Origin of the sequence: Halomonas eurihalina, assembly GCF_008274785.1 — a bacterium.
GTDB classification, from domain to species: Bacteria; Pseudomonadota; Gammaproteobacteria; order Pseudomonadales; family Halomonadaceae; genus Halomonas; species Halomonas eurihalina.
The window spans coordinates 148,351-165,315 of record NZ_VTPU01000010.1 but is presented as its reverse complement, the minus strand read 5'-3'; the positions used below and the strand labels follow the sequence as shown (position 1 = coordinate 165,315).

Annotated in this window: 14 protein-coding genes; 10 read left to right on the top strand and 4 right to left on the bottom strand. The window is 56.8% G+C overall.

All coding sequences use genetic code 11. The features are described 5' to 3' along the window. From FZZ93_RS11750 to FZZ93_RS11725, 6 genes are all read left to right on the top strand, one after another. On the top strand, window positions 1–214 hold a 214-nt coding region (locus FZZ93_RS11750), incomplete at its 5' end, for a 4Fe-4S dicluster domain-containing protein (RefSeq protein ID WP_187774522.1). 20 nt (window positions 215–234) lie between these two features. After that, window positions 235–1,002 carry an enoyl-CoA hydratase gene (locus tag FZZ93_RS11745; protein WP_149322519.1) on the top strand — a complete coding sequence of 256 codons (768 nt, stop codon included), beginning with the start codon at window positions 235–237 and terminating at the stop codon, window positions 1,000–1,002. A 187-nt stretch (window positions 1,003–1,189) separates the two neighbouring features. After that, window positions 1,190–1,984, top strand: a complete 795-nt coding sequence (locus FZZ93_RS11740) for an IclR family transcriptional regulator (RefSeq protein ID WP_149322518.1) — start codon at window positions 1,190–1,192, stop codon at window positions 1,982–1,984. 632 nt (window positions 1,985–2,616) lie between these two features. Beyond that, on the top strand, window positions 2,617–3,609 hold the full coding sequence (locus FZZ93_RS11735; RefSeq protein ID WP_187774521.1) for a TRAP transporter substrate-binding protein: 993 nt from the start codon (window positions 2,617–2,619) through the stop codon (window positions 3,607–3,609). A gap of 107 nt (window positions 3,610–3,716) precedes the next feature. Next, window positions 3,717–4,226 (top strand): TRAP transporter small permease, encoded by a 510-nt coding sequence (locus FZZ93_RS11730; protein WP_149322516.1) that lies wholly within the window; start codon window positions 3,717–3,719, stop codon window positions 4,224–4,226. 54 nt (window positions 4,227–4,280) lie between these two features. Beyond that, a complete protein-coding gene (locus tag FZZ93_RS11725) occupies window positions 4,281–5,639 on the top strand; it encodes a TRAP transporter large permease (RefSeq protein WP_149322515.1) in 1,359 nt (452 codons plus the stop codon). A 220-nt stretch (window positions 5,640–5,859) separates the two neighbouring features. On the opposite strand, the gene FZZ93_RS11720 is transcribed toward FZZ93_RS11725, so the two are convergent. The 3 genes from FZZ93_RS11720 to FZZ93_RS11710 are packed head-to-tail and all read right to left on the bottom strand — an operon-like array spanning window position 5,860 to window position 9,244. Continuing rightward, a complete protein-coding gene (locus tag FZZ93_RS11720) occupies window positions 5,860–7,782 on the bottom strand; it encodes a feruloyl-CoA synthase (RefSeq protein WP_149322514.1) in 1,923 nt (640 codons plus the stop codon). Continuing rightward, window positions 7,779–8,567: an SDR family NAD(P)-dependent oxidoreductase gene (locus FZZ93_RS11715; RefSeq protein ID WP_149322513.1), complete on the bottom strand. Its 789-nt coding sequence runs from the start codon at window positions 8,565–8,567 to the stop codon at window positions 7,779–7,781. Before FZZ93_RS11715 ends, FZZ93_RS11720 begins: the two co-directional genes overlap by 4 nt. Before the next feature lie 14 nt (window positions 8,568–8,581). Next, window positions 8,582–9,244: a histidine phosphatase family protein gene (locus FZZ93_RS11710; protein WP_187774520.1), complete on the bottom strand. Its 663-nt coding sequence runs from the start codon at window positions 9,242–9,244 to the stop codon at window positions 8,582–8,584. A 177-nt stretch (window positions 9,245–9,421) separates the two neighbouring features. Between FZZ93_RS11710 and FZZ93_RS11705 the strand changes: the two genes are divergently transcribed. Genes FZZ93_RS11705 through FZZ93_RS11695 form a run of 3 tightly spaced genes read left to right on the top strand, consistent with a single transcriptional unit; the run spans window position 9,422 to window position 11,777 of the window. Then, on the top strand, window positions 9,422–9,880 hold the full coding sequence (locus FZZ93_RS11705) for a MaoC family dehydratase (RefSeq protein ID WP_149322511.1): 459 nt from the start codon (window positions 9,422–9,424) through the stop codon (window positions 9,878–9,880). A 47-nt stretch (window positions 9,881–9,927) separates the two neighbouring features. Further along, the gene (locus tag FZZ93_RS11700) at window positions 9,928–10,692 is read left to right on the top strand and encodes an SDR family NAD(P)-dependent oxidoreductase (protein WP_187774519.1); all 765 of its coding nucleotides are present in this window, start codon (window positions 9,928–9,930) and stop codon (window positions 10,690–10,692) included. Window positions 10,693–10,703: 11 nt separating this feature from the next. Then, complete coding sequence (locus FZZ93_RS11695) at window positions 10,704–11,777, top strand: phosphotransferase (RefSeq protein WP_149322509.1); 1,074 nt, start codon at window positions 10,704–10,706, stop codon at window positions 11,775–11,777. 15 nt (window positions 11,778–11,792) lie between these two features. On the opposite strand, the gene FZZ93_RS11690 is transcribed toward FZZ93_RS11695, so the two are convergent. Further along, window positions 11,793–14,102 (bottom strand): hypothetical protein, encoded by a 2,310-nt coding sequence (locus FZZ93_RS11690; RefSeq protein ID WP_149322508.1) that lies wholly within the window; start codon window positions 14,100–14,102, stop codon window positions 11,793–11,795. A gap of 156 nt (window positions 14,103–14,258) precedes the next feature. On the opposite strand from FZZ93_RS11690, the gene FZZ93_RS11685 reads away from it, so the two are divergent. Then, window positions 14,259–16,919, top strand: coding sequence for an aldehyde dehydrogenase family protein (locus tag FZZ93_RS11685; RefSeq protein WP_149322507.1), 2,661 nt, complete (start codon window positions 14,259–14,261; stop codon window positions 16,917–16,919). Window positions 16,920–16,965: the final 46 nt, after the last annotated feature.

Genomic DNA, 16,965 nt, shown 5'->3' with positions numbered 1-16,965 from the left:
CAACCTGCCCGAATACGCCGAGCCGGCAAGCCGCTACTGCCCGGCGGGTGTCTACGAGGTGGTCGAAGGCGACGACGACGACGGCAAGCCGCAGTTCCAGATCAACTTCCAGAACTGCGTGCACTGCAAGACCTGCGACATCAAGGACCCGGCCCAGAACATCACCTGGGTGGCACCGGAAGGCGGCGGCGGTCCCAATTATCCGAACATGTAAGACGGCCAGGAGTGAGTCTCATGGGGGAGATACCACCATATGTGCAGGCACAGTTGAGCGAAGGTGTCCTGGAGTTGACGCTCAATCGACCAGAGCGGCGCAACGCGCTGTCAGCCGACATGTACACCGAGCTGGCCTGTCAACTGCAGTTTGCCAGCCAGGATCAGGAAGTGCGGGTCGTGCTGCTCACCGGAGCAGGGGAGGCCTTTACCGCGGGCAGCGATATCGATGGCTTTGAGACATCGGCCAAAGACCGCGATACCGCTCCTGCACGGGCCTTCATCGAGGCGCTTATCGACTGCGAGAAACCCATTGTGGCGGCAGTCAATGGCGTTGCCGTCGGCATTGGTGTCACGTTGCTTTTGCACTGTGATTTAGTCTATTCAGCGGATTGCGCCCGCTTTCGGTTACCTTTCGTGAACCTTGGGTTGGTGCCGGAGGCAGGATCGAGTCTCTTGTTGCCTCGATTGATGGGCTTTCATCGTGCGACGGAGCTTCTCTTGATGGGAGACTGGTTCGAGGCCCACCAAGCGGAACGGTTCGGCCTGGTCGGCGAGGTATTCGATACAGTGGCGCTTATGTCACAGGTTCGGGCGCGTGCCAGACATCTGGCGGCACAGCCAAGCGAGGCGGTCTGGCAGACGAGAAGGCTGCTGCGCACGCATCGTACTGAGCTCAGGGAATGCGTCGAGCATGAGTTGGCAACATTCAATCGGCTTCTCGACTCAGTAGACGCGCGGGAAGCGCGCCTGGCGTTTCGCGAGAAGCGCCCCCCTCGGTTTCGGTAGATGCACTATTGATACAAACTGGACAAGTGTTCTACAGAGCGAACTGCAAAGAGTAGGAACAGAGACTTGATGCGATGTCTGTGGTACTATAGTTCAAAGTGAAAACGCATGAATGCGTCAATGTTTAACTGCACGTGCTGCCGAAGCGATAGCTGGATTCGTTTCGAGCCTAAAAAAGATAAGGCTAATGAACGAGAACTTCGATTTACCCCGCGACACGAATGGCGAAAAGGATCGTAAATTTGTTGAGGCGTTGGCGCGGGGGATGGATGTCCTACGTGCTTTCGGTCAGCAGGGAGGGGTGTTGAGCAATCAGGACCTGGCGAGGATAACCGGCTTGCCCAAGCCGACGATCTCCCGCATGACATATACCCTGACCAAACTCGGCTATCTGGCGTATTCGAGCCATTTGGAAAAGTATCAGCTCGATGCCGGCGTGCTGGCGCTGGGTTATGCGTATACGTCCAACCTCCATGTCCGACAGATCGCCAAGCCCTTCATGGAGCGGCTCGCCAACCGTGTCGACATATCGGTGGGGCTGACCATTCGTGAGCGCCTCTCGATGATTTATGTCGAAAATTGCCGCGGGGATGAGGCCCAGGCGTTGCGGATGGAAGTCGGCTCGCGCTTGCCGATAGCCACCTCGGCGGCGGGGCGTGCCTTTATCGCTGGTCTTCAGGAACTCGAGCGTAATCATATCCTTGCCGACCTCGAGCGTGTAGGGGGAGAGCGGTGGCCTGGCTGGAAGGCAGGCATCGATCAGGCTCTCGAAGAGTTCGAGGAGAAGGGGTTTTGCTCATCCTTGGGCGAGTGGGACAAGACGGTCAATGCTGTCGGTGTTCCTCTGCAGCTCCAGGATGGTCGAGTACTGGCACTGAACTGCGGCGGCCCCAACTATCTTGTGTCTGCCGAAGATGCCCAGCAGTCGCTAGGTCCACAGTTAGTCCATGTGGCCAAGGATATTCTGTCTACCGGCGTCTAAGCGCGTGAGCGGGAAGGTCTCTCCACAGGGCACAGGCCAAGTGTTCCTGGCCAGGCTTTCCCTCCTGTCTTATCTGCCCCTCTACCCCTTCGTCTTTCTTTACTCTTACCTTTCGGGCCTGAGCTCAAGCCAGAAGCGGAATCTCTGCGCTGGTATCTAGGCGCTGTCCGAAAAGTGTCTACGCTCGGTTATACGACGTTGAAAATCCGCTCAAATGCTCATTTACTCCTTGTAAACTCCGCGTTCTGACTTGCGACATCCTTGTCACTCGCTCTTCGAGCCGCGGAGATGCCCAAATCGTCAGCCCTGACGATTTGTCGACCGATTTCGCCGTGTGACCCACATGGATGTGGGAAATGCGCGGGCCCGTAGGGAACGGGCCTAGCCCTCACCTTCGCTCGTCAACTTTTCGCACAAGACCTGGATTGCTCAGCCAGGAAATACTGCATTCGACCAAAGTGCTAGGCGCCAAGGCTGCTAGTGGCGCTATTACGCTTGACGCTTGCTACTGCCGATGTTTAATATGGCACTGTATTTCGTATTGCGAAATAACTTTCCGCTTTTGTGCTTGTGGGGGAAGTTTTGACGCCATGGCACGCTAAAACAACTTACAATGAGTCCTGGAGTACATGATGAAGCCAAGAGTCCTGCTGCCCCTCGCTGCTCTCGCGGCAGCCTGGGTACTATCTTCTGCCACTGCCATGGCCGAGGAAGTTGAAATCAAGCTAGCCTCCTGGGGGCCGCCAAGCCACTTCGTGGCTCAAGCGCGTGCTGATTGGATTGAAGAGGTCAATGAAGCTGCCGCAGGCAGAGTCAAGATTGTCGAGTACCCAGGTGGACAGCTCTATGATGACAAGGACATGCATAACGCCGTGGCACGAGGGCATGTCGATATTGGAGTGTTATTATCGCCGCGTGTTATGGGTATGGTGCCTTTACTGCAAGGGGTTTACCTTCCCTTTGCATTCGACTCGCTGGAGCAGGTTGCTGAAGTTTATCAAGGTGAATCGTTGGATATCATTGAAGAGGCGATGGCGAAGCGGCGCATGAAGCTGATATACACCAGTTTTGTAGATGGTGTGCAAATTTATAGTACAAATAAAAATGTAGAGACACTAGAGGATTTCGAGAATTTGCGAGTACTCTCCACAAGCCCTATGGCAACCAATATATTTTCTCGCCTGGAAGCCTCTCCTGATAGCTCCATTCCCCAGACAGAGCAGTATATGTCTCTCAAGCTGGGGGTTGCTGATGCCAGCCTTAACTCTTTCGTCAATGGCTATTTTCAGAAGATGCATGAAGTGGCACCTTATCTAACGAAAATAGATCTGAGTTTCCCTACCATCATGGTTGCAATGAATATCGATAAGTGGGAAGCACTGCCTGAAGATGTGCAGGAAATCATGTTGAGCGCTGGTGAACGGATGCAAGCCAGGAGTCTTGAGGAAGCCATAGCCTGGGAGGAGAAGTTTATGGCAGCCTCCGCGGAAGAGGGCGCTACTGTATCGGAATTTCCCGATGCCGAGATGGCAAGAGTGCGCGAAATCAGTAGCGAGGTTTGGCAGGAGTGGGCAGAAGAAAATGGCCCGGAAGCTCAGCGCCTACTTGAGCTTAATCTTCAGTAAGTTATCAATCGAAAGGTGGGGCTGACTAGTCATAGCCTGATCGGCCACACCACCAATTTCGACGCTTTACTTATTTGTGAAGAGTGGTTTGGTTATTGGGAGTGGTGATGAAAAGTCAACCAGATAGAAACCTGATCTCACGCTGGATCGACTCGAGTAGCGCTGTTGGCGGCATTGTGGCGGCTTGTTGTCTGATGTTTCTGGCGCTGATAATTACATATGAAGTTTTCATGCGTTACTTCTTTAGCAGTCCTACTGCCTGGGTGCAAGAGTTCAGTGTTTACCTATGGATGGCGATTGCATTTCTTGCGGCAGCTTATGCATTACGCAACGATAGCCACTTTGCGGTGACCATCTTGGTAGATCGGTTAAGTGAAGAAAATAGCAGACGATTGAAAATGCTGACCCATATGATAGGGCTGGGGTACTCAATAATATTCGTCATCAAGGGTATCGAGATGGTCCATTTCAATTATGAAATGGGGGATGTCAGTACAGGGCTGATTCAGGTTCCCTTGTGGATCCCGGGATCTCTTCTGCCTATAGGTGCGGCGCTGCTTTCTCTTCAATTCTTTAATAAGTTGTTGCAAGAGATAGTCAACAAAGAGGGGCGGTGAAGTCTGTATAGATAAAGGCTGTGGCAGTCATCACTAATCCCTAAGGTGAATAGCATGACGATTTATATAATAGGTTTCGTGATAACTTTCCTGCTGGTGATGGCTAGCGGACTTCCGGTAGGCTTTGGTCTTGGGTTTCTCGGGATTGCGCTGTTGACGACCTATATTGGCTTTGATGCAGCGGCCAGCATCAGTGTAGAAAAAGCCTACGCCGCCATGGATTCCAGTATTCTCGTTGCCATTCCCTTGTTCGTTTTGGCAGCGCAGCTTATTTCGGAAACAGGAATGGGGAAGCGTCTTTTTGATGCAGCCAAGTCATTTCTGTGGTGGTCGAAATCGGGGCTTGGTATTGCCACTATTTCCAGTAGTGGGGTTTTTTCTGCCATGACGGGGTCAAGCTTTGTCTCTGCTTCCACCATGGGCTTGATTGCAACGCCTGAGCTGCGTCGAGCGGGGTACTCCGACTCATTGATAGCGGCCTCCATTACGGCGGGGGGATCCCTGGGCAGTGTTATTCCACCCAGTATTGTCATGATCATCTACGGATATCTGACGGATGAGTCGATTGGCAAGCTGTTCATGGCCGGTATCGTGCCAGGTATAATGCTGATTCTGCTTTATTCCTTTGCCCTTTCCTTCTTTATTAGTAGAAATTATCGGTCAACTCCTCCTCTGCAGGTAGGAGCGGCGGCAACCCGAGCTGAGTCGGTACAGGCGGGATGTGGCGATGAAAACTCCGCCGCGCCTGTGGAAAGAATGAGTAAGCGTAAGGCTCTCAAAGAGGCATTCTGGGGGTTGATGGCACCCGTCATCATCCTGGGGGGAATTTATTTAGGTGTCTTCACTGCCTCGGAAGCCGCGGCCATAGCGGTCATCTACTGCATGCTGATCGGCTTTTTCGTTTATCGAACGCTTACCATTAAGAAGCTCATCAACATCTTGATGGAGGCTGCGGCCGTGTCGGCGATGGTCGGGGTCATCGTGGTGGGTGGGGCCGTACTCGGCCATGTGGTGTCGTTTGGTCGGATTCCGCAGCAGCTCCTGGAAACTATTGTTTCCCTGGACCTTTCGCCCTTGCAATTAATGCTGCTCATCAATTTGTGTCTCTTCCTGCTGGGCATGTTTCTGGAAGTCATGGCCTTGATGTATCTGGCGATTCCGCTATTGGTGCCAGTTATCGCCTACATGGAGTGGGATAATGTATGGTTTGCGGTCATCATGTTGCTCAATGTCAACCTGGCGCTGATTACACCTCCAATGGGGGGAGTGCTGTTCGTCGTATCGCATATTGGCTCTATTCCCATTGTCAAGGTGATGAAGGGGGCCTTGTTGCCGATATCCATGATACTGCTCGTATTGCTTCTGGTTGTGCTGTTTCCCAGTATCGCTACCTGGATTCCCAGCAATATGTAGAGTTTTTATGAATAAGATAGAAAATTCCGCCCCATCTGTTCGCAGGTGGGGCGGTTTCGTAATGCCCAAGGTTCATGCCGGGTGGTGCATGGAAAGTAGAGGATAAAGCTAAGAGACAGACTCTGGTTATTGCACACCGAATTGTCAGGAAAGTCCAGGGGGAGGTGGTGTCTTGCGTATGTCAGCGGTGGCGCTGACATACGCATTTATCGGCAAGGGTTTACAGATAGATGATGCCAGGGTCGGGCGCTGTGGCGTAAAGCCGCTCAACTTGTTCGGCGCGTCGTTCGAGCACGGCCAGCTGATTGATATAGCGCTTGTCCGTTATCTCGTTATGATCCAGCGAAGGCGGCTCACTCAGCAATAGCAGGCGCTTGATACGCATCGAGGTGTGATTGTGCGTCTGGTTGTGTTGTTCGAGACGCTGTAACAGCAGGTGGCGCAATTCCGGTGAATTCACCAGGCTGTCGAACGGCGTTGTGTCGTCATCCAGTAGGGCACGGATACCAGGTTCGTTGGGCCAGGCCATCAAGCCGATGCAATCGCGATCCTGTCCGGTGACGACCAGATCGGTGATCAAAGGCGCCAAGACCGAGGCCACGGCACTTCGCAGGCTGCCGGTATGCACCCAGGTACCGTTTGAAAGCTTGAAGTCTTCCGCCACTCGTCCAGCAAACTTGAGGCCGTGCCGGGGCTGTTCCGGATCAATCCAGCGTACGGCATCTCCAGTGCAGAAAAAGCCTTCTTCGTCGAAGGCTTCCCGGGTCCGGGCATTGTCACGAAAGTAGCCTTGCATGACTTGAGGTCCCTTGACGCGCATTTCGAACTTGTCGCCGAGTGGCATCAGTTTGACGGTGGTACCTGGTACCGGTAAGCCGATATTACCCATCTGCTCGGTGGGCCAATGCGTGGCGGTGATGATGGCCGATGTTTCGGTGGATCCCATGGCGGTGATCACCGGCATGCGCTTGCCGGTTGCCTCGATGGCTACCTGCTGAATGCGGTCGAAGATGTGCTGGGGCATGTCAGAACCGCCATAGCTGATCCAGTCGAGCTTGCTGAAGAAGTTCTCGCGCAATGGGGCGTCTTGTTCAAGAGCATCGAGCAGTGCTCCAAAGGCGGCTGGTACGGTGCTGAAGGTGGTTACTTGAATGTCTCGCAGGTTCCGTAGAGTACGCTCGAACAACCCGGGGAGTGGCTTGCCGTCATCGATATAAAGCGCACCGCCGTAGCGCAGGCTACGATTGAAATTCTGGTTGCCACCAAAGGTGTGGTGCCAGGGTAGCCAGTCAAGCATGACCGGGGGACGATTGTCGGCATCGATATGAACGATCCTGCCCAGAGTCGACTGGGTAAAGCAGAGGTTGCGATGGGTATTGATGACGCCTTTCGGCTCACCGGTCGAACCGGAAGTGAACAGTATCTTGGCAACGGTATCGGGCTGGATGGCCGCGCAGGATGCCGCTACCTCCTGGCTGGCCTTGCTTGCCTCAATCCTGGCGAATGGAGTGAGCGATTCATTCTCGCCATGTCCGGTCACAGCGACCAGGTGAGTGTCACCTAATTCCAATGTCTGCAAGGCCTTGGCATAGCGTTGTGCATCCTGCACGAACACGACACCCGGCTTTACGAGCGAATGGATATGACGCAGCTTGCGATGGTCGCGACTCATCAGGGAATACCCGGGCGATACGGGGACGATCGGTAGCCGGGCTTTCATGGCACCGAGCATGAACAGGGCGTGTTCGAGCGAGTTTTCCGAAAGGATCATGACCGGCGTTGCTTCGGGAAGCTCCAGTGACAATAACCATTGGGCCACTCGAGAGGAGCGCTCGTCGGCTTGCTTGAAGCTGAGTCGCGCCCAGGTGCGGTCGCTGTCCCGTTGTGCCAGGAAGGTGCGTTCTGCGTATTTTTCAGCCGCTCTGGCAAGCACCTCGACCAGGTTGCCGGCCACCGCTAGCGGCTTGCGAGGTGAGTTTACGATCTGGACACCCGAGTCGAGTACCTCGACGCTAACCGCGGGCGCCTCCCAGTCATTCTGCTTGAAAGGAGGGAGGTCGGTGTAAGTCATGGCGCATACCCTTGTTGCTTCGGTTTTGTCATTGGTTGGTTTTTTTTTCGCTGAAGATGGAGTCGTCGTCATACCTTCATGCCAGGCATGTTGAGAGACGCGGTATTTCCGCCATCGACGGCAAGTGCCTGTCCGGTAATGAAGCTGGCATCGTCACTCCCCAGGAAGGCGACGGCCGAGGCCACTTCCTCGGCGCGACCGTAGCGGAGCAGCTCGCAACGCGCGCCAAGGCGATCCATGGTGCCTTTTTCTCGGGCCTTGTCGAAGAACGGCCGGGTCATGCCGGTTTCGATCAGCCCGGGGCAAACGGCGTTGACGCGAACATTATATTGGCCAAGATCACAGGCAGTGGTCTGGGTGAAATTGAGTACGGCAGCCTTTGAGGCACTGTAGGCGTTACCGCCCGCTCCTGAGCGCATTCCGGCAATCGAGGCCGTATTGACGATGGCGCCTCGACCTGCTGCCACCATGTGGCGCGAGGCGTGCTTGGTGCCGTTGACCACTCCCAGAAGGTTGACCTCCAGCACTCGCTGCCAGTCTTCCCGGTCCTGTTCGGTGGCTATGTTGCGATTGCTGGCTACGCCGGCGTTGTTGCATAGCAGGTCAAGGCGTTGGTAGCGCTCGAGAGTGGCCTCGACCATCTGCTGGACTTGCTGTTCATCGGCAACATCCACGGCCTGGATGGCCACCCGGGAGGCATCATTGAAATGCTGCTGAAGGGCATCCAGGCCTTCCATGCTGCGATCGGCCAGCATCAGGCTCGCTCCCTCGGTGTAGAGACGCTGGGCAATGGCGCGACCGATGCCGCTGGCCGCGCCGGTGACGATGGCGATCCTGTCGGTAAAGCGATGATTCATGACACTTCCTTCTGCTAGCGGTAGGTGACCAGTTCGGGACTTGCCAGGCGCAGGGCTCCCACATCATTGAATCCGAGCAGCGAAAAACCGGACCGGCCATAGGCCAGGTGCGTGACCGATGCATTCCATAGGCGCCGATTGAGAGCCAGAAAGCCCTCTGTGCCAAGGTTCAGCACACTGGCCACGGCACAGGCGATAACGCCTGCCGAGGTGAAAACCGCGAGACGTTCATCAACGTCAGCCGTTCTCGCTAGCTGATGCAGTTGGTCGTTCACACGGCCATTGAAGTGTGGCCAGGGTTCGGGGGACGAGGTGTGGGACGAAGCCTTGATCCAGCCGCGCAGCGCCCCTTCCAATTGCAGATGGAAGTGTCGAGCGTCACGTGGCGACGGTGTTTCAAAGGGGGGCGGCCCACCATGGTGGTGCAACAGCGTTTGGGCACAGTACTCGTCGAAGGCATTGTCCTGAACGATCAGGGCCGGGGCATGGCTGGCCAGCTTGGCCGTATCTAGCTGACGTTCCAAGGTGCCACTGATGGTCCGGTCGAAGCGCCAGCCGATACGTTGCCAATGGTTCTTTAGCGCTTGGGCTTGCTGGCGCCCCCTGTCGCTGAGGCGATCGTAGTGGCTGCTGCCAAACGATGCTTGCCCGTGCCGTATCAGTATCAGTTCTGTCATTTCTCGCCTATCTGCTCGGTGCTTGCCTGGCGTGCGCCGTATTCCTCTCAGGAGTGAAACCGGGAGGACGTGCTCGATTGACATTCCTGATTTCCAAGGTAACACTTTAGATCGCTATGCGGAATAAAGTTCCGCTAAATTGGTCTTGTATTTTATAAACCGCATGAGGCGAACCCTTTGAAGGTTATCCATTCCCTTAGCGAACTCGAAAAAAGCCTGGGCAGCACTCTCGCTATCAGTCGCTGGTTCGAGATCGACCAGCAGCGAATCGATGCCTTTGCCGAGTTAACCGGCGACCATCAGTGGATCCACTGCGATGTCGAAAGGGCCGCTCGTGAATCCCCCTTTGGGACGACTGTTGCACACGGTTACCTGGTGCTGTCCCTGGTCGCCGCAATGGCGGATGACTGCTTCCGCATGGATGGGTTTCACAGCAAGCTCAACTACGGCTTGAATCGGGTACGTTTTATTCAGCCGGTGCTGTGTGGAAGCCGGATTCGTGCACATTTCGTCCCGCAGGCCGTTCATTCCAAGGAGGGGGGGCGCTATCAACTGGTAACCGATATCGACATCGAACTGGAGGGGCAGGAGACGCCGGCCTGCGCGGCGCAATCGCTCACCTTGCTCATACCCTGACAGGGCAATTGCCTGTCTTGATCGCACTAGTTTCAATTGGAGTGAATATGACGGAGTTCTTGAATCTCGAAGGGAAAGTGGCGCTGATTACCGGCAGTAGCCGTGGCATTGGGCGCAGTATTGCCGAGGCTTACGCTCACCACGGGGCCAAGGTCGTGGTCTCCAGTCGTAAGCCGGAAGCCTGCGCCGCAGTGGCCGAGGCAATACGCGAGCAGGGGGGAGAGGCTATCTCGGTACCCTGTCATATTGGTGACAAGGCCCAGCTCGAGAACGTAGTGGCACGTGCCCTGGAAGAATGGGGGCAAATCGACATTCTGGTCTGCAATGCGGCCACCAATCCTCTGTATGGCCCCATGTCGAATCTCACCGATGAGGCCTACGACAAGATCATGGATACCAACGTAAAGAGCACCTTTTGGCTGTGCAACATGGTATTGCCGAAGATGGCGGAGCAGAGCGGGGGAAGCGTGATCATGCTCTCCAGCATCGCTGCTCTTCGCGGCAGTACGGGCATCGGCTGTTATGGCATGTCCAAGGCGGCCGAGGCTGCGTTGACGCGCAACTTGGCCGTCGAATGGGGGCCTGACAGTATCCGCGTCAATGCCATTGCACCCGGGGTGGTGGAAACTGACTTTGCCAAGGCCCTGGTGGAAGACCCGGAACGCCGGCGGCGCGTCGAGACGAGCACGCCGCTGCGCCGCCTTGGCCAGCCGCTGGATATCGCCGGGGTGGCGCTCTTCTTGGCCAGTCCCATGTCGAGCTATGTCACCGGTCAGGTCATCGTGGCCGACGGCGGCGAAACCATCTCCTGATGAGGCCCAGCATGAGTGAATCCCAACCTGTCCTGTCACCGGTCCGCGAGAGTCACCGGTTCGATGAAGCGGCCCTGCAATGCTATCTCCGCGACAAGCTACCCGGTGTCGGGGAGGGGCTGTCGATCCAGCAGTTCCAGGGGGGACAATCCAATCCCACCTTTCTGCTGACCACGCCAGCAGGCCGCTATGTCTTGCGCAAGAAGCCACCCGGAAAGCTGCTGCCATCGGCTCACCAGGTTGAGCGTGAGTATCAGGTAATGCGTGCACTACAGGACTCGGGCGTTCCTGTTCCGGTGACTCGCCTGCTGTGCGAGGAGAGCGAGATTATCGGAACGCCTTTCTATGTCATGGATCATGTCGAGGGTCGAGTGCTTGAGATGCCGGATCTGGCTGGGTTGTCGACGACAGCGCGCGGAGGAGTATACGCCTCCATGCTGGAAACGCTGGCCGATCTGCACTGTGTGGATTGGCAGCAGGCGGGCTTGTCGAGCTTTGGCAAGGCGGAAAACTACTATTCCAGGCAGATACATCGCTGGTCAACGCAGTATCGGGCCTCGTGCGATAGGCCCGCCGGAGGGGCCGAGGGAGCGGCTGCCATGCAGAGGTTGATGGAGTGGCTGCCCGAGAATATTCCCGATGATGCCGCTACCAGTATCGCGCACGGCGATTATCGTATCGGCAATCTCATCCTTCATCCCGACGAGGCCAAGGTGGTGGCGGTGCTGGATTGGGAACTTGCCACATTGGGACACCCTCTTGCGGACCTCGCTTATTGCTGTATCCCCTATCATCTTCCTCATGGCCACAACGGCATCAAGGGATTGCAGGGGCTCGATCTTGAAGCGGCAGGCATTCCCTCTGAAGCCGCGATGATCGAAGAGTACTGCCGCAGGGTTGGACGCCGCGGTATTCAGCACTGGAATTTTTACCTGGCTTTCTCGCTATTTCGGCTGGCCGCTATTCTTCAAGGAGTTTTCTCTCGTGCACTCCAGGGCAATGCCAGCTCCGATAACGCCCGTCAGGTGGGTGAGCGTGCCGGCCTGCTGGCCGTTACCGCCTACCAGCTTGCGCAGGATGGCTAGGCATCGCCACTGTTGTCACTCTAATGAAGGAAAATTCGCCATCAGTAGCAGTTCGACCCGCTCGGTCGCTGGCAAGGGCCAGTGGTCGGGTTGCGTCTCGATGGCGTTACCGGCCGCGCGGCGAATGCTCCGCTCGGCATTATCCATGTGCTTGAGGAAGCGGGCGGGTGTGAGAATCTCGCCATGGATCCGGCTGAATGAGTAGATATGAACGCCACTCCGGGTGAGTTCGCGTGCCATCGCTCGGGCCTGTTCGATCAGTACCAAGGCCTGGCGGGCCAGGCCTGCGGTGCGCTGGGGAGTGAAGTCCCAGAGGGCCACGGCGGCCGTGTAGCATGAGGTGGGTTGATAAGCTCCCAGGTCAATGGCGTCGTTGTGGAAGGTGATCTTGTCGAGAAACTTGCGTTCGATCAATCGGTTCCCCTCCGGTGTGGGAGCGCTATCCACGTCATAGCCGCGCAGTCTCAGCAGGTTCATGGTCTGCTCCGTGGCCAGTTCGCGGCTGATATCCACTTGGTGCTTACCCTCCAGCAGCAGATCGCCGTCTGCGTGGAAAAGCGCGCTCAGCAGTCGGGAAGCGGCCAGCAGGAAGCTTGAGCGTAGTCCGGCAGGCGAGATCGCCATGCCTTTCTCGAAAAGATCTCCGGCCTGCTCCAGCAGGGCCTGCAGGCGTGTCGCCGCAGAGTGTGCGGGTCTGGCATCGTTGCCCGCAGCTCGGGAGAATTTGGCGAGTGTGAGGGCCTCAGCCAATGCCAGTACGCCGACTTCACAGTAATAATCCTCTGTCAGTGACGGGGTGTGCTGGCGAGTGTACCAGGCATCCTGGGCGGCCATTCGAAACAGCGCTTCGGCACCGGAGAGGGTCGGGGACTCCACGGCCATGTTGCGATAAATCATCATGCGCAGGGTACGGGCCACGATGGAGTGTGGATCGAGACTGAGTACGATACGCAGAATGTCGCAGGCTTCGGCAAAGCGGTGGCGATAATAGAGCGTCTTGGCGATCTCGATACCCAGCATGGCGTTATGGGGCGTTCGTAGGAAGGCACTGATGGCATCCTTGGCGTCATCCGTATGACGGGATTGCCAGGTGTCGATTTCGAAACTTGCCTCGGTAGGACTGAGCGCCGGGTCGTTCTGGAGTTCGGGAGCGAAATCAAAATAGATGAAGCTCCACAGGGCGGTCAGTGGCCAGATCGGCAGAACTTCACCATTGAAGAGCGTCACTTCGGTGGGGCGCTCGTTGTACATGACCCTGATATCGTTGATCAGTAAACTTTGGCGGGTGAAGTTCGACACCCGGATCACGGGGTCGCCCGGCAGCTCGGCCCCGAGTAGCGGCAGCAAATATCCGTCAAGATTCGAAAACGTCCCGGTTGTCAGGCCGATAGAGAGAAAGCGCTTGTGGCTTGAGTGTTCCGACAGAGCCCAACTGATGGCCATTTTGTGGGCGAGGGACACTGCTCGGCGCAGGCATTGGCGATAGGCGAGCGGGGTACTGGCATCGAGCTGCTTGGGGATGTCGATATAGAGAGTGGTGATATCGTGCGAGTGTACTTTGCTCCATCGTCCCCCAGGTGAGCCTTCATCCTGTTGGTCGAGATGGCGCTTCAGGGTGCGTTTTAACCAACTGACGACTGGATTGTCGATCAGGTCACCACGGCTGCTGAGAGAAAATCCCATGCGCACGCCGGCATTGAAGTTTTCGGTGCGTCTGCTGGCTTGGCAAAGCGCCTGTAACGCCTCGAAGTGCCACTCCCTGGCCAGCTCTCCACGTTGATGCCCTATCCAGAAAGCCAGGCTTCGCAGCACGTTCTGTTTATGCAGGTTGTCGGCCGGCTCTCTTTTCAGGCGTGTCAGCATTGAGTTGCTGACTCTGGGTAGGGCCACTTGCTGCTTTTCGAGCAAGGTATTGATGCGCTCGGTCCAGGCTCGCATCGAGAAGCTCAAGGAGAGATGTTGCTGCCGCTTGTCGAGCAGCTCTTCCAGGGTGTGTGGCTTGCCCTTGGCGGGTCGCTCTTCCGGCTTGCCGTTGTCGTGTTCATCGATAAAGCGAACCAATGCGTCGATGTCGGGGCTGTCCAATAGGCCATGGCGTTGAGCGAAGGCGAGTAGAGATTCCAGCAGAGGAGCGTTATCGCCCGACTTTGCGAAGTCCATCAGGCTGTCGGAAGTAGGAAAGATCGCCAGCATGGCCGATGCGGCGCGCTGGTTCTCAGTGCCTTCCTGGCGGTTGCTCTCAATCATTGGTGTGCTCCTGTGGGCGTATGGCAAACCTTTATTCTTCACTGCGAAAGAAGCAGTTGGTGTTTCAGTGTAAAACATCAATTTTATTGAAACACCCCTATTTGCTTTGTCGTTTCAGAGGGCATTGGTAGGGTTTTCCAGGCAAGGCGATCCAAACACAATCACAATGCGTCATTGCCGGCAGCCTCGAACCTGTGTGATCGACGGAGCCGGCAATCAGGAGGTATGCACCCCATGGATTCCTACCAGCTCTTTCTCGACGGTGAATTCGTCGATGCCGCCGATGGCAGAACCTTCACTACGACTGATCCGGGTAATGAGCAGCCGGTCGCAACGGTGGCTCAGGCCGGGGAGGCAGATGCCCTGCGGGCCATTGAAGCGGCGCGCTGGGCCTTCGATCACGGTGAGTGGCCGAAGATGACACCACAGGAGCGCGCTGCAAGAATCTATGACTTTGCTGATCACGTGACTAAGTTGGCCGGTCGTCTGGCCATGGCTGAATCCATGGATGCCGGCCACGTGATCAACCTGTCGAAGTTCTGGGCTGCCAACGGCGCCGCTCTGCTGCGTAATTTGGCTCACTACTCGGCCAACAGCTTTCCCTGGGAGGAAGAGATTCCCTACTCCGGAAATGTGGGGGCGCCGGGGCGTGACTATATCCGTCGCGAGCCGATCGGGGTCTGTGTCGGGATCATCCCCTGGAATTTCCCGGCCAGCATGGCTTTCTGGAAAATATCCCATGCCATCATCATGGGTAATACCATCGTGCTGAAACCGGCGACCCAGACACCGCTTACCGCCTTGATCATTGCCGAGGCCGCCAAGGCGGCAGGCATCCCCAAGGGGGTCATCAACGTCATTACCGGTCAAGGCAGAGAAGTGGGCAATCTGCTCTGCACTCATCCTGATGTCGACAAGATCTCCTTTACCGGCAGCACCAGCGTTGGCAACAACATCATGAAGCTGGCGGCCGACTCCACGAAGCGTGTCACGCTGGAGCTGGGAGGCAAGTCAGCCAATATCATCCTTGACGATGCAGACTTGGATGCGGCTGTCGAGGGAGCGGTCTTCGGTACTTTTCTGCATCAGGGGCAGGTGTGCGAGTCCGGTACCCGGCTGCTGGTGTCATCGAAGATCTATGACGCCTTTATCGATAAGTTGAAGGCGCGTACCGAAGCCCTTCGGGTCGGCTATCCGCTCTCGCCAGAGAGCCACCTGGGGCCGCTGGTCAGTGGCAAACAGCTCGAGACCGTCGAAGGCTACGTCAAGCTGGGGCTGGAGGAGGGGGCTACCCTGCTGACCGGTGGACATCGGGTCGAGGTGCCCGGTATTTCGGGTGGCCATTACTATGCGCCGACGATCTTCACGGATGTCGATAATCGCATGCGTATCGCCCAGGAAGAGATCTTCGGCCCGGTGGTCGTGGTGATCCGGTTCGACAGCGATGAAGAAGCCGTGGCCATTGCCAATGACTCCATCTATGGCCTGGCGGGAGGCGTCTATTCCGGCAGCAATGCCCGGGCGCAGCGTGTTGCCACCCAGTTACGCACGGGTACGGTGTGGATCAACAATTACCACGCTTTCGGTGACTTCTGCCCCTTTGGTGGCTACAAGCAGTCTGGTTTCGGGCGCGAGATGGGAGCTTCCGGGCTGTCGGAGTTCGTTCAGGTCAAGCGGGTCCATGTCAGCGCCTACGCGTCGGTCGGGGCCAGTCCGGCCATGGCCATTTTGTCGGATGACAAGAAGACTCCCTTCGTCCAGTACAATGCGCCTACCAATATCATCTCGGGTCACGGCAGCCTGCCGGCCATCTACAAGGAGATGGTCAAGCTGGGTTGCAAGCGCGCCGTGATCATGACGGATGAGGGCGTTAACGCGACGGGCTTGCCCACGCTGGTCAGAGAGGCGCTGGATGATTTCTGTGTTGGGGTTTACGACCGTATAGAACAGGACTCGTCACTGGATACTGTCGATGCGGCGGCGGCCTATGCCCGGGAGTGCGGGGCAGATGCCATCGTCAGCGTTGGCGGGGGCAGCGTAATCGATACTTCCAAGGCGGTATGTGTCGTGCTGAAGAATGGTGGCAAGTGCAACGATCACATGGCCATGCTGCGATTGCAGGAACCGCAGACCCCTCATATTGCTATCCCCACCACCTCCGGGACTGGCAGCGAGGTGACCAATGTGGCGGTAATAAAGAATAAGGCGGTGGGACGCAAGGTCTATATTCTTGATCCGCACATCGTGCCCAACAGCACGATTCTCGATCCTCGCTTCACCCTTGGCTTGCCCCATCGCATGACGGTGACCACGGCACTGGATGCCATGACTCACTCTATCGAAGCGCTGACCAGTACACGCTCGCAGCCGATTTGCGACGGTCAGGCGCTGCAGGCCATCCGCCTCATCAGCGAGAACCTGCCCCGGGTGGTGGCAAAGCCCCATGACGAAGCCGCGCGCGCCAATCTTCAGTTGGCGGCCACCATGGCCGGTTGGGCATTCAATGTGGCGCAAGTCGGCCTGGCCCATGCCATGGCCCATACGCTGGGTGCAATCCATGACATTCCACATGGTCTGGCCTGCGGTATCATGTTGCCTCGTGTGATGCGCTTCAACGTCGACCATGCCGGCCACAAGCTGGCACTGGCGGCCCAAGCGCTTGGCGTGCAGACCACCGGGATGGATGCGCGCGAAGCGGGACTGGCCGCGGCCCAAGCGGTGGAGGCGCTGATGCAGTCGGTTGACCATCCGCGCTATCTGAGCGATCTCGGCGTCCCACGGGACAATCTGTCGAACCTGGCGGCCCATGCCATGGGGGATGCCGCTATCATGTTCAACGCCAGGCCGGTCAAGGGACCACAGGAGGTGATGGCAGTCTACGAGGAGGCTTACTGACGCGTTACGCTTCGCTGCGATCACCGTCGGCGCTGGCTAGCTTCAA

What these genes read in the sequence shown, in the direction of transcription:
- FZZ93_RS11725 (WP_149322515.1), top strand. Translation starts at nt 4,281, where the DNA reads ATGACGATTTATATAATAGGTTTCGTGATAACTTTCCTGCTGGTGATG.
- FZZ93_RS11740 (WP_149322518.1), top strand. Translation starts at nt 1,190, where the DNA reads ATGAACGAGAACTTCGATTTACCCCGCGACACGAATGGCGAAAAGGAT.
- FZZ93_RS11735 (WP_187774521.1), top strand. Translation starts at nt 2,617, where the DNA reads ATGAAGCCAAGAGTCCTGCTGCCCCTCGCTGCTCTCGCGGCAGCCTGG.
- FZZ93_RS11690 (WP_149322508.1), bottom strand. Translation starts at nt 14,102, where the DNA reads ATGTTTTACACTGAAACACCAACTGCTTCTTTCGCAGTGAAGAATAAA.
- FZZ93_RS11745 (WP_149322519.1), top strand. Translation starts at nt 235, where the DNA reads ATGGGGGAGATACCACCATATGTGCAGGCACAGTTGAGCGAAGGTGTC.
- FZZ93_RS11700 (WP_187774519.1), top strand. Translation starts at nt 9,928, where the DNA reads ATGACGGAGTTCTTGAATCTCGAAGGGAAAGTGGCGCTGATTACCGGC.
- FZZ93_RS11710 (WP_187774520.1), bottom strand. Translation starts at nt 9,244, where the DNA reads ATGACAGAACTGATACTGATACGGCACGGGCAAGCATCGTTTGGCAGC.
- FZZ93_RS11685 (WP_149322507.1), top strand. Translation starts at nt 14,259, where the DNA reads ATGGATTCCTACCAGCTCTTTCTCGACGGTGAATTCGTCGATGCCGCC.
- FZZ93_RS11715 (WP_149322513.1), bottom strand. Translation starts at nt 8,567, where the DNA reads ATGAATCATCGCTTTACCGACAGGATCGCCATCGTCACCGGCGCGGCC.
- FZZ93_RS11720 (WP_149322514.1), bottom strand. Translation starts at nt 7,782, where the DNA reads ATGACGACGACTCCATCTTCAGCGAAAAAAAAACCAACCAATGACAAA.
- FZZ93_RS11695 (WP_149322509.1), top strand. Translation starts at nt 10,704, where the DNA reads ATGAGTGAATCCCAACCTGTCCTGTCACCGGTCCGCGAGAGTCACCGG.
- FZZ93_RS11730 (WP_149322516.1), top strand. Translation starts at nt 3,717, where the DNA reads ATGAAAAGTCAACCAGATAGAAACCTGATCTCACGCTGGATCGACTCG.